Source organism: Bradyrhizobium sp. SZCCHNR1098 (assembly GCF_032489375.1).
GTDB lineage: Bacteria > Pseudomonadota > Alphaproteobacteria > Rhizobiales > Xanthobacteraceae > Bradyrhizobium.
On record NZ_JAUEXY010000011.1, the window covers coordinates 202,141 to 216,537 of the forward strand.

Here is a 14,397-nt window from a genome sequence, read left to right on the forward strand (position 1 = left end):
CCTCACGCCCATCGCCCTTACACCTGCTCGCTCTTGGCGAAGCGATCATCGAGCGCATAACCGGCGCCGCGCACGGTGCGGATCGGGTCCTGCTCGCGACCGGGATTGAGCAGCTTGCGCAGGCGGCCGATATGGACGTCGACGGTGCGCTCGTCGATGTAGATGTCGCGGCCCCAGACGCTGTCGAGCAGCTGTTCGCGGCTGAACACGCGGCCGGGGTGCTCGAGGAAGAATTCGAGCAGGCGGTATTCGGTCGGGCCGAGATCGATCGGCCGCCCCGAGCGCGCCACGCGGCGTTTCTCGCGGTCGAGCTCGATGTCGCCATAGGACAGCACGGTTGCCAGCCGCTCCGGGCTCGCCCGCCGCAGCAGGCCTTTCACGCGCGCCAGGAGCTCCGGCACCGAGAACGGCTTGACGATGTAGTCGTCGGCGCCAGTGGCGAGTCCGCGCACGCGCTCGCTCTCCTCGCCGCGCGCCGTCAGCATGATGATCGGCAGTTGCCGGGTCTCGGTCCGCGCGCGCAGGCGGCGGCACAGCTCGATGCCGGAGAGGCCCGGCAGCATCCAGTCGAGCACGACGAGATCCGGAACGCGCTCCTTCAGCCGCGTGTCGGCCTCGTCGCCGCGCGCCACGGTCTCGACCTCGTAGCCTTCGGCCTCGAGGTTGTAGCGCAGCAGCGTCGTCAGCGCCTCCTCGTCCTCCACCACCAGAATTCGGGCGCCCATGTCTGAACCGTCTCTCTTAGTTACCGGGAATCGTCGTCGCGAAGCTCGTCATGTCGCCCTTCGGGCGCTTGTCCATGATCTGCTGGCCTTCGATCATATAGAATACAGTCTCGGCGATGTTGGTCGCGTGATCGCCGATGCGCTCGATGTTCTTGGCGCAGAACATCAGGTGGATGCAGAACGAGATGTTGCGCGGATCCTCCATCATGTAGGTCAGGAGCTCGCGGAACAGCGAGGTGCAGATGGCGTCGACTTCCTCGTCGCCCTTCCACACCGTCATCGCCGCCGGCAGGTCATGCGCAGCATAGGCGTCCAGCACCGTCTTGACCTGCGACTGCACCAGATCGGTCATGTGCTCGAGGCCGCGGATCAGCTTCAGCGGATGGAAGTCGCTCTCCAGCGCCGCGACGCGCTTGCCGATGTTCTTGGCGAGGTCGCCGATGCGCTCCAGATCGGTCGCCACGCGCATCGCGCCGACGATCTCGCGCAGGTCGACCGCCATCGGCTGGCGACGGGCGATCGTGAGCACGGCGCGCTCCTCGATGATGCGCTGCAGCTTGTCGACCTCGGCGTCGGTGGCGACCACCTTCTGGCCGAGCGCGATGTCGCGCCGCACCAGCGCATCGACGGAATCGACGATCAGCCGCTCCGCGAGGCCGCCCATCTCCGATACCAGACGGGTGAGGTCCTGCAGATCGCTGTCGAACGCCTTGGCGGTATGTTCACTGGCCATGATGATCTCCTGAAGACAATGTCGTCGGCGTCAGCCGAACCGGCCGGTGATGTAATCCTGGGTCCGCCGATCGCTCGGCGAGGTGAAGATCTTGCTGGTGTCGTCGAACTCGATCAGTTCGCCGAGATACATGAAGGCGGTCTTGTCGGAGACGCGCGCCGCCTGCTGCATGTTATGCGTCACGATGGCGATCGTATAGTTTTCGGCGAGTTCCTGGATCAGCTCCTCGACCTTGGCGGTCGAGATCGGATCGAGCGCCGAGCACGGCTCGTCGAACAGGATCACCTCGGGACGGACCGCGACCGTGCGCGCGATGCACAGGCGCTGCTGCTGGCCGCCTGACAGCGACAGGCCCGAGGCGTTGAGCTTGTCCTTGACCTCGTTCCACAGCGCGCCGCCGCGCAGCGCCTTCTCGACCCGGTCGTCCATCTCCGACTTCGATATCTTCTCATAGAGGCGGATGCCGAAGGCGATGTTCTCGTAGATCGTCATCGGGAACGGCGTCGGCTTCTGGAACACCATGCCGACCCGGGCGCGCAGCAGATTCAGATCGAGCTTGGGATCGAGGATGTTGGTGTTGTCGAGCATCAGCTGCCCGGTCGCCCGCTGGCCCGGATAGAGATCGTACATCCGGTTGAAGACGCGCAGCAGCGTGGACTTGCCGCAGCCGGACGGGCCGATGAACGCGGTGACGCGGTTGGTGCCCAGCGACAGGTTGATGTTCTTCAGCGCGTGATGGTCGCCGTAGTAGAAGTTGAGGTTGCGCGCAGTCACCTTGGCCGGCGCATCCGGAAGCGCCTTGCCGTGAAGAGCGTGATTGGGCTGACTGACGGAGACGGACAGTTCGGTCATTTGGTGTTCCTCTCGGCGCCGAGAATGCGTGCACCGATGTTCAGGGCGAGCACGGCCAGAGTGATGAGAAGGGCTCCGCTCCAGGCCAGTTGTTTCCAGTAGGCATAAGGGCTCTGGACGAAATTGTTGATGGTGACGGGCAGGTTCGCCATCGTCTTGGAAAGGTTGAGGCTCCAGAACTGGTTCGACAGCGCGGTGAATAGCAGAGGCGCGGTCTCGCCGGCGACGCGGGCGGTGGCAAGCAGCACGCCGGTGATGAGGCCCGACCGCGCCGCCCGATAGGCGATGCGGCGGATCACCAGCGAGCGCGGCAGGCCGAGCGCCGAGGCCGCCTCGCGCAGCGGGTTGGGCACCAGCAGCAGCATGTCCTCGGTGGTGCGCAGCACCACGGGTATGACGATGACCGCCAGCGCCAGCGAGCCCGCAAGCGCGGAGAAGCCGCCCATCGGCACCACCACCGCGCCGTAGATGAACAGGCCGATGATGATCGAGGGCGCCGACAGCAGGATGTCGTTGATGAAGCGGATCACCGAGGTCAGGCGGTCGTTGCGGCCGTATTCGGCGAGATAGGTGCCGGCGAACAGGCCGAGCGGCGCGCCGATGCCGACGCCGATGATCGTCATGATCAAGGAGCCGACGATGGCGTTGCGCAGGCCGCCTTCGCTGGAGCCGGGCGGCGGCGTGTCGGCGGCAAAAACCTGCAGGCTGAGGCCGGCGAGTCCGTTATAGAACAGCGTGAACAGGATCAGCGCCAGCCAGGTGACGCCGAACATCGCGGCGGCGACGCAGAGGCCGCGGATCACGATGTCCCTGCGGCGCCGGCGCGCATAGATCGGATTGACCGGCGCATCGAGTGTAAGCGTATCAGCGCTGGACATGGCTTATTTTCCCGCCTTGGCTTCGAGCCGCATGAGCATCAGGCGCGCGCTCGCCAGCACGAAGAAGGTGAGCACGAACAGCAGCAGACCGAGCAGGATCAGGCTCGACTGGTGCAGCCCGTCGCTCTCCTGGAATTCGGAGGCGATCGCGGCCGAGATCGTGGTGCCCGGCGCGAAGATCGAGGATGAGATCCGGAACGAGTTGCCGATGATGAAGGTCACCGCCATCGTTTCGCCGAGCGCACGGCCCAGCGCCAGCATGACGCCGCCGATGACGCCGACGCGGGTGTAGGGAATGACGACGCTGCGCACGACCTCCCAGGTGGTGCAGCCGACCCCGTAGGCGGCTTCCTTCAGCACCGGCGGGACGGTCTTGAACACGTCGACCGAGATCGAGGTGATGAACGGCAGCACCATGATCGCCAGGATCAGCGAGGCGTTGAACAGGCTGAGATAGGACGGCGGACCGGCGAAGATGTCCTGCAGCACGGGGATGCCGGCGCAGAGATTGATCATAAACGGCTGGAACGTATAGGCCAGGAACGGGCCCAGCACGAAGAAGCCCCACATGCCGTAGATGATCGAGGGAATGCCGGCGAGCAGCTCGATGGCAAGTCCGATCGGACGGCGCAGCCATTGCGGGCACAGCTCGGTGAGGAAGATCGCAATGCCCAGACCGACCGGAATGGCGATCAGCATCGCAATGAAGGACGTGACCAAGGTGCCGTAGATCGGGCCGAGCGCGCCGAGCACCGGCGGATCGGCCGACGGCGCCCAGCGCCGCGTCCACAGGAATTCGAAGCCATATTCTCTCATGGCCGGCCATGCGCCGACGATGAGCGACAGGATGATGCCGCCCAGGATCAACAGGACGGAGATCGCGGACAGCCGCGTGATCCAATAGAAGGTCACGTCGCCGAGCTTGAAGGCGTTGAGCGCGCGTGCCCGGTCATAGGGTCCGGCAGCGGCCGCGATATCGCTGACTTCGGTCTGAACCGCCACCTCTGCCAATTCTGCCCCCTGTTCCTTGGACACGCCGCAACCCCGGTAGCGTCCCTCCCCCGGAGGCCGGGAGAGGGGATTTTCGATACGTCCAGCTCAGCTCTTGATGTCGGCCGACCAGGTCTTCTCGATCAGCTTCACGACGCTGTCGGGCATCGGGATGTAGTCGAGCTCCTCAGCCATCTTGCCGCCCTTCTCGAACGACCACTTGAAGAACTTGATGGCTTCGCCGGACGCCGCCTTGTCGGCCGGCTCCTTGTGCATCAGGATGAAGGTCGCCGCCGTCATCGGCCAGGACTTGTCGCCGGGCTGGTTGGCGAGGATCACGTAGTAGCCGGGGGCCTTGGCCCAGTCGGCATTCGCGGCCGCGGCCTGGAAGGCCTCGACGGTCGGCTGCACGGTCTTGCCGGCTTTGTTCATCATGCCGGTGTAGGTGAGCTTGTTCTGCTTGGCATAGGCGTACTCGACATAGCCGATCGAGTTCTTGGTCTGGCCGATGTTGCCGGACACACCCTCGTTGCCCTTGGCGCCGACACCGACCGGCCACTCGACGGCGGTGTTGAAGCCGATCTTGCTCTTCCAGTCGGCGCTCACCTCGGAGAGGTAGTAGGTGAAGTTGAAGGTCGTGCCCGAGCCGTCGGAGCGGCGGACCACGGCGATCGCATCGGACGGCAGCTTGACGCTGGGGTTGAGCTTCTTGATCGCGGCGTCATCCCACTTGGTGATCTTGCCGAGATAGATGTTGGCGAGCGTCTCGCCGTCCAGCACCATCTCGCCCGGCTTCACGCCCTCGAGGTTGACGACCGGCACGATGCCGCCCATCACCATCGGCCACTGCACCAGGCCGTCCTTCTCGAGCTGCTCGGCCTTGAGCGGCGCGTCGGTGGCGCCAAAGGTCACGGTCTTGGCCTGGATCTGCTTGATGCCGCCGCCAGAACCGATCGACTGGTAGTTCAGACCGTTGCCGGTCTCCTTCTTGTAGGCGTCCGCCCACTTGGAATAGATCGGGAACGGGAACGTCGCGCCCGCACCGGTAATGTCGGCAGCGAAGGCCGACGTCGATGCGGCGACCAAGCCGGCAGCGACGATAGCTTTGACGAAATTCATAGCTGGTCTCCATGCTTGGGAAGCGAAGCGCCATCTGCGCCCGATTGCGCTTCCCCGGCCGCTTTACGGGGCCTCAGTGTGGCTTTTATAAAGGTTCGATGACAGTCGGATGACAGTCACAAGCCGTTGATAAGTATTGATCTTTCGATCCAACTCCGAATTTCTACGGGCCAACCGACATATTGCGGCGGGCTGCGGCACCTCGCGTCCGTGCGAGCGTCGCTCCCCCCGGGGACAGACCATCACCGCCGTCATCGCCCGCGCGGGCGGGCGAACCAGCATACCACCGGCGGCCATGATCCGCCGAGACGCCGCGGCGTACTGGATGCCCGTCTGCGCCCTGGGGTTATGGGTCCCGGATCGGCGCGCTGTGCGCGCTTGTCCGGGACGACACCGGGGATTGGGTTGGCGACATGAGCAGCCATGGAGATGAGCGCGTGCGTTCCCGCGGCCTACGAGGCCCGAGGTGTGGGTTCGTCGTGTCCCTCCTGATCATGAGAGGGCGCGAGGAAGGCCGGACCTCGGCTGAGGCCCGTGGCCCGCCTGCTCAAAAGAATGCAGGCGGCAGGTACCACAGGTACAGCCGGACAGACCCGGCCTTCCCCGCGCGACGGTGTTAACGGTGTCCTTCGTGCTCTCCCTGGGGATCGGCGTTCTTGCCCCCATCGCCCGCGCGTGCCGTCAAGCAACGACCACGGACTTGACCTCAGCGTCGAGAGGCCAGGACCACACGACTTCGCCGTCCGCGCCGCCTGCGCTCGTCTGGCACAGCCGTCACGTCCATCGCAGCCCACCTCCACGTTCGTGACGACGCGTACGTCCCTCTGCTCGAGGCGGGATGCACGCAGGAGACCATGATTTCCGAAAAATAGCAAGGTAATTATTTTTCTCAGAACATGATCCGCCCTCCCCCGCACGCGGGCATCGGCTCAATCCGGCTTGGGCGGCTCGATCCAGATCCCCGGGTCGGAATGGGTCCGGATGTGATCGACGAGGAAATCGGCGAACACCCTGATCTTGGCCGGCAGCCTGACGCGGTTCTGGTAGGCGATGTTCATCGTCAAGAGCGGCAGCTCCCAGTCGAGCAGGACCGGCACCAGCCGGCCGGCCAGAATGTCGCTCTGCACGATGTAGAGCGGCTGGATCAGGATGCCGAGCCCGGCAAGCGCGGCGCCCTTGATCACCTGGCCGTCATTGCTGTCGAGCGTCGGCGCGATCCGAATGCTCTGGGCTGTCGTGCCGTTGCGCAGGGACAGGGAATACGGATCATTGGCAAGATTGTAGATCAGCATGTCGTGGCGCACCAGATCGCCGGGAACGACGGGACAGCCACGGCTCGCGAGATAGGACGGCGCGGCCGCCAGCACGCGCCGCATCTGCCCGATGCGGCGAACGACGATGCCCGAGTCCGGCTCATGCTCGCGGGTGCGGATCGCCACGTCGATGCCCGCCTCGATGAAATCCGGGTAGCGGTTGGCGGCGATGATCTGCAGGCTCAGCTTTGGATACATCGCGCGAAACGCCGGCAGCATCGGCGCGAGATAGATCGTCGCGAACGACAGCGAGCTGGTGACGCGCAGCATGCCCTGCGGCGACAGCGCGCGGTCGCTGACGGCGTCCTCGGCCTCGGCCAGCTCGTTGAGCAGCGGGCCGCAGCGCTGCAGCAGCTCCTGCCCGGCTTCGGTCAGCCAGAGCCGGCGCGTGTTGCGCTCGATCAGGCGCACCGCGAGCCGTTCCTCCAGCGCGCTGAGATGCCGGCTCGCCGCGGCGTTGGACATCCGCAAGGACTCGGCGGCCTTGGACAGGCTGCCCAGCTCGGCCGTCTTGGAAAACACCTCGAGTTGGAGCAGACGGTCCATTGTTACGCTGAGCGGAAAACAGAGTTACAATTTTTGTCCTTTATTTCCATTTCCTGCAAGGCAAAATCGTCAGACAAGAACAAGCACAGGTGAGGGACGCACGAATGACGGGGCCGATCAGGCACATCGTGATGTGGCGGCTGCGCGCCGAGACGGCTGCCGAGCGCGCCGCGGCCCGGCTCAAGGTCAAGACCCTGTTCGAGAGTTTGAAAGGCCGGATCGACGGCCTGACCCACATCGAGGTCGGTCTCGATGTCAGCGACGTCGACTATGCCTGCGACGTCGTCCTGTTCTCCGAATTCGCCAGCAGCGCCGCATTGAAGGCCTATGCGTCGCATCCGGAGCACCTGCGCGTCCGCGACGAGCTCGGCGACCTCAGGATCGGCCGCTTCCAGGTCGACTATCCCGTGGCGACCGGCACGTGACCGGCCCCCTCACGTCGACGAACCTGCGAGGCAGCATCGCGTCACCACAGGCACAGCAAATGAAGCAATCGGCGGACCTCACCCATGTCACTTCCTGACAAGCGCCTCGCCTTCATCGGCATCGGCAAGATCGGCCTGCCGATCGCGGCGCGGCTCGCCAAGGCCGGACATGCCGTCACGGCATTCGACCGCAACGCCGCCCGGCTCGACGAGGCACGTGCGCTCGGCATGGCCGCCGCGTCGTCCGCTGCCGAGGCGGTGCGCGACCATGCCGTCGTCATCTCGTCGCTGCCCGACGATACCGCACTGCGCGCGGCGATGCTGGACAGCGGCGGACTGATCGCGGCCATGGCGCCGGGGGCGATCCTGATCGAGACCAGCACCGTCGGCGTCGACGCGTCGAGCGCGGTCGCTGCTGCCGCCCGCGCCCGCGACGTCGCCTATCTGCGCACGCCGATCTCCGGCAATGCTAGCATCGCGCACACCGGCGAGCTGACGTGCTTCGTGTCCGGTCCAAGAGAGGCGTTCACCCTGATCACGCCGGTGCTGGCCGGCTTCACGCGCGCGCAGACCTATCTGGGCGCGGCGGAAGAGGCGCGCTACGCCAAGCTCGCCGTCAACCTGATGATCGCGACGACGGCGTCGATGATGGCCGAAAGCCTCACCCTCGCACGCAAGGGCGGCATCGCCTGGCCCGACATTCTGCAGGTGCTGCATGACAGCGCAGTCGCCTCGCCGATGGTGAAGTACAAGACCGCGCCGCTGCTGGCGCGCGACTTTGCCGCGACGTTCTCCTGCGCGCAGATGGCCAAGGATCTCGATCTGATTCTCGGCGCCGGCCATGCCGTCGGCGTGCCGCTGCAGCTCGCGGCACAGGTCCGCGAGACCTACGGCGCGCTGATCGCGTCAGGCGATGCCGACACCGACTTCCTCGCCACCGTCCGGCATGTCGAGCGGCTGTCCGGGCTCGGCGAGCCTCTCTGAAAGGGGCCGCGTCTTGCGCAACTTCAACGAGACCACGATCACGGATGCCGTGCTCGAACGCCTGGCGGGCGCGCGTGATGCGCGGATCAAACAGGTCAGCGAGGCGCTGGTGCGCCATCTCCATGCCTTCGTGCGCGAGGTCCGTCCGACCCAGCAGGAATGGGAATACGGCATCGGCTTCCTGACCCGCACCGGCCAGATGTGCGACGACAAGCGCCAGGAGTTCATCCTGCTGTCGGATACGCTCGGCGTTTCGATGCTGGTCGACGCCATCAATCATCCGGTGCCGGAAGGCGCCACCGAGGCCACGGTGCTCGGCCCCTTCTTCGTCCAGGCGGCGCCGGAACGCGCCAACGGCGACGATATCGCGGGCCCGATGAAAGGCGATCCGCTGCTGGTGACCGGCTCTGTGTCGAGCGCGGACGGCGCGCCGCTGGCAGGCGCCGTGGTCGACGTCTGGCACTCCGACGACGACGGCTATTACGACGTGCAGCGGCTCGAGCAGATCGGCGATCTCGCCATGCGCGCGCGCTTCCATACCAACGCCGACGGCCGCTTCCATTTCTGGTCGATCAAGCCCGCGGCCTATCCGATCCCCAACGACGGGCCGGTCGGCGACATGCTCACGGCGCAGGGGCGGCATCCGTGGCGGCCGGCGCATGTGCATTTCATGATCTCGGCGCCCGGCTTCGAGCGGCTGGTGACGCATGTGTTCGTCGCCGGTGACCAATATCTCGATTCCGACGTCGTGTTCGGCGTCAAGGACAGCCTGATCCGCGACTTCACGCGCTGCCCGCCGGGCCGTGCGCCAGATGGCCGCATGGTGGCGCAGGGATATTTTCATCTCAACTATGATTTCGGCCTGAAACGGCTTGCGGAGCGCGCCAATCAGGTTTGAGCTGAGCGGACGACAAGGACCGTCAAGAGTCCTGTCATCGTCGAGGAAGCGGACGGGAGGAATGATGGAGTTGCGGGTCGGCACCGGCGCATTGGCCGAGCGGCTTTCGAACCTGATCGGGCCGCGTGCGAGTCTCGCGCGCGGCGTGCTGGATCAGCACGGCCGGAGCGAGTCGTACTATCCGGCGATGCCGCCCGACATCGTCGTGTTTCCCGAGACGACGCAGGAGGTCGCCGACATCGTCAGGCTGTGCGCCGAGGCTGCCACGCCGATCGTGCCGTTCGGCGCCGGCACGTCGCTCGAAGGCAACGCTGCGGCTGTCGCGGGTGGGGTCTGTTTCGACTTCGCCCGCATGAACAAGGTGCTGGCCGTGCATGACGCCGACATGGACGTCGTGGTGCAGCCCGGCATCACCCGCAAGCAGCTCAATGCCGAGCTGCGCGGCAGCGGCCTGTTCTTTCCGATCGATCCCGGCGCCGATGCCTCGATCGGCGGCATGAGTTCGACCCGCGCCTCCGGGACCATGGCGGTGCGCTATGGCACCATGAAGGACAACGTCCTCGCGCTCGAGGTCGTGCTGGCCGACGGCCGGGTGATCCGCACCGCCAAGCGTGCGCGCAAATCCGCCGCCGGCTACGACCTGACACGGCTGTTCGTCGGCGCGGAGGGGACGCTCGGAATCATCACCGAGATCACGCTGAAGCTGCATCCCCTGCCCCAGGCGATCTCGGCCGCGACCTGCAGCTTCCCGACGTTGCACGACGCGGTCGACACCGCGATCGCGCTGATCCAGTCGGCGGTCCCCGCCGCGCGCATCGAGCTCGTCGACGACGTCATGATGCGCGGCATCAACGCCTATGCGAAGCTCGGCTATCGGGAAACGCCGACGCTGTTCCTGGAATTTCACGGCTCGGAGGCCGCCGTCGCCGAGCAGGCGCAGACGGCCGAGGCGATCGCGATCGAGCATGGCGGCCGCGGCTTCGCCTGGGCCAAGGCGGCCGAGGACCGCAGCCGGCTCTGGCACGCCCGCGACAATACGCTGTACGCCGGCCTCGGCCTGCGGCCGGGCGCCCGCGCCGTCATCACCGACGTCTGCGTGCCGATCTCCCGGCTGGCCGAATGCCTTACCGAAACGCGCCGGGACGCCGACGCCAACGGCTTCCTCGCACCGATCGTCGGCCATGTCGGCGACGGCAATTTCCACATGCTGATCCTGATCGATCCGACCGATGAGCACGAGCTCGCCGGCGCCAAGGCGCTGCAGGCGCGCATGGTGGCACGCGCGATCGCGATGGACGGCACCTGCACCGGGGAGCACGGCATCGGCCTCGGCAAGGTCGGCTATCTCGAGGACGAGCTCGGCGAGGCCGTTGGCGTGATGCGCGCGATCAAGGCCGCGCTCGATCCGGATGGCCTGATGAATCCGGGCAAGATCTTTGCGGGCGGAGCGCGGCCATGAGCACGGCCGCAGCCACGGCAGCCTCATCGCCCGCGCCGCTGCTGGAGCTGCGCGGCATCAGCAAGACGTTCCCCGGCGTCAAGGCGCTGGATGATGTCTCGTTCGCGATCCATCCGGGCGAAGTCCATATGCTGCTCGGCGAGAACGGCGCCGGAAAATCCAGCCTGATGAAGATCCTGTGCGGCGCCTATAGCGCGGATGCCGGCGATGTCTATTACCAAGGCCGGAAGGTGGCGATCGCCTCGACGGCCGATGCGCAGGACCTCGGCATCGCCGTGATCTTCCAGGAATTCTCGCTGGTGCCGTTCCTCGACATCGCGCAGAACATCTATCTCGGCCGCGAGCCGAAAGGCCGGCTGCCCGGCACCATCGACCGCCGCAGGATCCTGGCCGACGCGAAACGCGTGCTCGACAGCATCGGCTTCGGCATCGATCCTTCCGTCATCGTCGACACGCTCGGCGTCGCGCAGCAGCAGATGGTCGAGATTGCGAAAGCGATCAGCCAGAATGCGCGGATCCTGGTGATGGACGAGCCGACGGCGGCGCTGTCCGACCGCGAGGCGGAGCTGCTGTTCGCGCTGATCCGACGGCTCAAGGCGGACGGCGTGGCGATCGTCTACATCTCGCACCGCATGGCCGAGGTGTTCGCGCTCGGCGACCGCATTACCGTGCTGCGCGACGGCCGCCGCATCGGCGATGTCAGCCCCGCCGACGTCACGCCCGACCAGCTCGTGCGCATGATGGTCGGCCGCAATGTCGACATGACCTATCCGCGCCAGTTCGCGGAAGCACCCGGCGAGCTGCTGCTCGAGGTCAAGGGACTGAGCGCCCCGACCGGGATCGCCGACATCAACATCGAGGTGCGGCGCGGCGAGATCGTCGGCCTGTGCGGCCTCGTCGGCTCGGGCCGCACCGAGGTCGCACGCGCGATCTTCGGCGCCGATCCAATCAGCGAAGGCCAGATCATCTTCGACGGCAAGCCGATCTCGGGCGAGCCTGATATCGCTGCCCGCCGCGGCATCGCGCTGATCCCCGAGAGCCGCAAGAGCGAGGGCCTGGCGCTGCTGCGCTCGGTCGGCGACAATCTCGTCGTGTCGGCGCTGAAGAAGCTGTTTCCCAGTGGCCTCTACGATCCGCGCGGCGCGCAGCGCACGGCGGACGGGCTGATCCGGCAATTGCGGATCGCAACGCCGAATGCGCGGCAGACCGTCGGCCTGCTGTCGGGCGGCAACCAGCAGAAAGTCGTGATCGGCAAATGGCTCGCGGCCGGCGCCAAGCTGTTCATCTTCGACGAGCCGACGCGCGGCATCGACGTCGGCGCCAAGTCCGAGATCTTCGCGCTGATCGACCGGCTGGTCGCCGAGGGCGCCGCCGCGCTGATGATCTCGTCCGAGCAGATCGAGATCTGCCACGTCTGCGACCGCGCCTATGTCATGCGCGAGGGCCGCATCGCCGGACACCTGGCGCGTGGCGAGCTCACCGAGGAGAATATCGTGCGACTGGGGATGCATGATGAGTGACGCCGCTGTCGTTTCGCCGATCCGCTCGCTGCAGCGCATCCCGGGCGTGGCGATCGTCCTGGTGCTGCTGATCGCGCTGTTCGGCGCGATCGCGCCGGGCTTCCTGTCGGCCGCGAACCTCTCCAACGTGCTGGTGCAGTCGACGATCCTGACCATGCTCGCGCTGCCAATGACCCTGGTCATCATGACCGAGGGGCTCGACCTCTCGATGGGCGCGGTGCTGACGCTGACGTCGCTGTGCGTCGCCATCGTCTCGCTCGCGACCAAATCGGTGCTGCTGGGGTTCGGGGCCGCGATCCTGGTCGGCGCGGCGTTCGGCACCGTCAATGGCTGGCTGGTCGCGATCGTCGGGATTCCGCCGTTCGTGGCCACCCTCGCCACGCTCGGCATGGCGCAGGGCCTGTCGCTGATCGTCAGCGACGGCCAGAGCGTGGTCGGCATTCCCCACAGCGTGCGCGACATCTACTCGGCCACCCTGCTCGGCATCCCCGTGCCGATCCTCATGGGGCTCGCGACCTACGCGGTGTTTCACGGCCTGCTTTATCACACCAGGTTCGGCACCTACGTCTTCGCGCTCGGCGGCAACCGCGAGGCGCTCCGCTATGCCGGCCTGTCGCCGACACGGCTGCTGATCGCGGTCTATGCGATCGGCGGCACGATGGCGGGCATCGCGGGGCTGCTGATGACATCGCGGATGAATTCGGGACATCCGACCGCAGGGCTCGGGCTGGAGTTCGACGCCATCGCGGCGGTCGCGGTCGGCGGCACCTCGTTCGAGCGCGGCAATGGCTGGCTGCTCGGCACCGTGCTCGGCGTCATCGCCGTCGGCGTGCTGCGCAACGGCCTCAATCTGGTGTCGCTGCCATCCTCCGTGCAGGTCGCGAGCGTCGGTGCGCTGGTCATCGTCGCGATGTTCCTCGACGGCCTGCGGAGCCGGTCATGAGCGACATCATCAAAGACAGCGTCCTGCCGCCGCGGTCGTTCCTGTCGCAGAGCACGGCGCAGGTGTTCTACCGGCTGCTCGCCGCGCTCTTGATCTGCGCGGCGCTGACCGTGCTGAGCGACTCCTTCCTCAGCCTCGGCAACATTCTCAACGTGCTCAGGCAGGCAAGCCTGACCTTCTTCATCGCCTCCGGCCTCACCCTGGTGGTGCTCACGGCCGGCCTCGACCTGTCGGTCGGCGCCAACGTTGCCTTGTCGGCGTGTCTCGCCGGCACCGTGATCCATCAGACCGGCTCGCCCGCACTCGGGATCCTGACCGGGCTGCTCGCCGGCGGCAGCGTCGGCTTCCTCAATGGCTTCATGGTCACGGCGCTGCGCATCCCCTCCTTCATCGCCACCTACGGCATGCTCTGGGTGCTGAACGGCGTCACCTACTGGTACATGGCGGGCGAGACGATCCACGGCTTTCCCGCGGGCTTCCGCCAGATCGGCAGCGGCTATCTGCTCGGGCTGCCGATCCCGGTCTATCTGCTGCTGGTGTTTCTCGCGATCGGATCGTTCTTCGCGCAACGCACGATCTGGGGCCAGGAGATCTACGCCATCGGCGCCAATCCGGTCGCGGCCCGGCTGTCCGGCATTCCGGTCGCGCGCCGGCTGCTGCTGGTCTACACCGTCTCCGGCACCATGGCCGGGCTCGCCTCCATCATCTTCCTATCGCGGCTCAACTCCGCCGAAGCCGACATCGGCGAGAGCCTGACGCTGCCGGCCATCGCCGCGGTGCTGATCGGCGGCACATCGCTGTTCGGCGGCGTCGGAACCGTGTTCGGCACCTTCATCGGCGCCCTGATCCTGACGCTGGTGCTGAACGGCATGAACCTGCTCGCGATCAGCGCCAACTGGCAGCCGCTCGTCACCGGAATCATCGTCATCATCGCCGTCTGGCTCGACATGAAGACGCGGCGCCCGACGCAATGAGCTCATAAGCAAACTCAGAAAACGAGGGATGGAAACAC

General features: G+C 66.2%; 14 protein-coding genes. 7 read left to right on the top strand and 7 right to left on the bottom strand.

Translation table 11 applies throughout. From position 1 onward, the window contains the following. Positions 1–17: 17 nt before the first annotated feature. The 7 genes from phoB to QX135_RS23385 form a co-directional block, all read right to left on the bottom strand. Complete coding sequence (gene phoB / locus QX135_RS23355; RefSeq protein WP_315713503.1) at positions 18–725, bottom strand: phosphate regulon transcriptional regulator PhoB; 708 nt, start codon at positions 723–725, stop codon at positions 18–20. A gap of 16 nt (positions 726–741) precedes the next feature. Beyond that, the gene (gene phoU / locus QX135_RS23360) at positions 742–1,458 is read right to left on the bottom strand and encodes a phosphate signaling complex protein PhoU (protein ID WP_315736702.1); all 717 of its coding nucleotides are present in this window, start codon (positions 1,456–1,458) and stop codon (positions 742–744) included. Between the two features lie 30 nt (positions 1,459–1,488). Next, entirely contained in the window at positions 1,489–2,310 is an 822-nt protein-coding gene (gene pstB / locus QX135_RS23365; protein WP_316178494.1) for a phosphate ABC transporter ATP-binding protein PstB, read from the bottom strand. Beyond that, entirely contained in the window at positions 2,307–3,188 is an 882-nt protein-coding gene (gene pstA, locus QX135_RS23370; protein ID WP_315713506.1) for a phosphate ABC transporter permease PstA, read from the bottom strand. The genes pstB and pstA overlap by 4 nt, the downstream gene beginning before the upstream one ends. Positions 3,189–3,191: 3 nt before the next feature. Then, on the bottom strand, positions 3,192–4,199 hold the full coding sequence (pstC, locus tag QX135_RS23375; protein WP_410053229.1) for a phosphate ABC transporter permease subunit PstC: 1,008 nt from the start codon (positions 4,197–4,199) through the stop codon (positions 3,192–3,194). Positions 4,200–4,286: 87 nt separating this feature from the next. Further along, positions 4,287–5,297 (bottom strand): phosphate ABC transporter substrate-binding protein PstS, encoded by a 1,011-nt coding sequence (pstS, locus tag QX135_RS23380; protein WP_315736698.1) that lies wholly within the window; start codon positions 5,295–5,297, stop codon positions 4,287–4,289. 929 nt (positions 5,298–6,226) lie between these two features. Then, on the bottom strand, positions 6,227–7,156 hold the full coding sequence (locus tag QX135_RS23385) for a LysR family transcriptional regulator (RefSeq protein WP_315736697.1): 930 nt from the start codon (positions 7,154–7,156) through the stop codon (positions 6,227–6,229). Between the two features lie 104 nt (positions 7,157–7,260). Here QX135_RS23385 and QX135_RS23390 point away from each other — a divergent pair, with 104 nt between their 5' ends. From QX135_RS23390 to QX135_RS23420, 7 genes are all read left to right on the top strand, one after another. Then, positions 7,261–7,581 carry a Dabb family protein gene (locus QX135_RS23390; RefSeq protein ID WP_315736696.1) on the top strand — a complete coding sequence of 107 codons (321 nt, stop codon included), beginning with the start codon at positions 7,261–7,263 and terminating at the stop codon, positions 7,579–7,581. 84 nt (positions 7,582–7,665) lie between these two features. After that, positions 7,666–8,565, top strand: a complete 900-nt coding sequence (locus QX135_RS23395; RefSeq protein WP_316234308.1) for an NAD(P)-dependent oxidoreductase — start codon at positions 7,666–7,668, stop codon at positions 8,563–8,565. Positions 8,566–8,578: 13 nt separating this feature from the next. Continuing rightward, on the top strand, positions 8,579–9,463 hold the full coding sequence (locus QX135_RS23400; RefSeq protein ID WP_316234309.1) for an intradiol ring-cleavage dioxygenase: 885 nt from the start codon (positions 8,579–8,581) through the stop codon (positions 9,461–9,463). Between the two features lie 64 nt (positions 9,464–9,527). Continuing rightward, positions 9,528–10,922, top strand: a complete 1,395-nt coding sequence (locus tag QX135_RS23405; RefSeq protein ID WP_316234322.1) for an FAD-linked oxidase C-terminal domain-containing protein — start codon at positions 9,528–9,530, stop codon at positions 10,920–10,922. Then, positions 10,919–12,442 carry a sugar ABC transporter ATP-binding protein gene (locus QX135_RS23410; RefSeq protein WP_316234310.1) on the top strand — a complete coding sequence of 508 codons (1,524 nt, stop codon included), beginning with the start codon at positions 10,919–10,921 and terminating at the stop codon, positions 12,440–12,442. The genes QX135_RS23405 and QX135_RS23410 overlap by 4 nt, the downstream gene beginning before the upstream one ends. After that, positions 12,435–13,385, top strand: coding sequence for an ABC transporter permease (locus tag QX135_RS23415; RefSeq protein WP_316234311.1), 951 nt, complete (start codon positions 12,435–12,437; stop codon positions 13,383–13,385). Before QX135_RS23410 ends, QX135_RS23415 begins: the two co-directional genes overlap by 8 nt. Then, complete coding sequence (locus tag QX135_RS23420) at positions 13,382–14,359, top strand: ABC transporter permease (protein WP_316234312.1); 978 nt, start codon at positions 13,382–13,384, stop codon at positions 14,357–14,359. Before QX135_RS23415 ends, QX135_RS23420 begins: the two co-directional genes overlap by 4 nt. Positions 14,360–14,397 lie beyond the last annotated feature (38 nt).

Coding starts and splice junctions, on each gene's coding strand:
- QX135_RS23390 (WP_315736696.1), top strand. CDS start 7,261: ATGACGGGGCCGATCAGGCACATCGTGATGTGGCGGCTGCGCGCCGAG.
- QX135_RS23405 (WP_316234322.1), top strand. CDS start 9,528: ATGGAGTTGCGGGTCGGCACCGGCGCATTGGCCGAGCGGCTTTCGAAC.
- phoU (WP_315736702.1), bottom strand. CDS start 1,458: ATGGCCAGTGAACATACCGCCAAGGCGTTCGACAGCGATCTGCAGGAC.
- pstS (WP_315736698.1), bottom strand. CDS start 5,297: ATGAATTTCGTCAAAGCTATCGTCGCTGCCGGCTTGGTCGCCGCATCG.
- phoB (WP_315713503.1), bottom strand. CDS start 725: ATGGGCGCCCGAATTCTGGTGGTGGAGGACGAGGAGGCGCTGACGACG.
- pstB (WP_316178494.1), bottom strand. CDS start 2,310: ATGACCGAACTGTCCGTCTCCGTCAGTCAGCCCAATCACGCTCTTCAC.
- pstA (WP_315713506.1), bottom strand. CDS start 3,188: ATGTCCAGCGCTGATACGCTTACACTCGATGCGCCGGTCAATCCGATC.
- QX135_RS23410 (WP_316234310.1), top strand. CDS start 10,919: ATGAGCACGGCCGCAGCCACGGCAGCCTCATCGCCCGCGCCGCTGCTG.
- QX135_RS23415 (WP_316234311.1), top strand. CDS start 12,435: ATGAGTGACGCCGCTGTCGTTTCGCCGATCCGCTCGCTGCAGCGCATC.
- QX135_RS23420 (WP_316234312.1), top strand. CDS start 13,382: ATGAGCGACATCATCAAAGACAGCGTCCTGCCGCCGCGGTCGTTCCTG.
- QX135_RS23385 (WP_315736697.1), bottom strand. CDS start 7,156: ATGGACCGTCTGCTCCAACTCGAGGTGTTTTCCAAGACGGCCGAGCTG.
- QX135_RS23395 (WP_316234308.1), top strand. CDS start 7,666: ATGTCACTTCCTGACAAGCGCCTCGCCTTCATCGGCATCGGCAAGATC.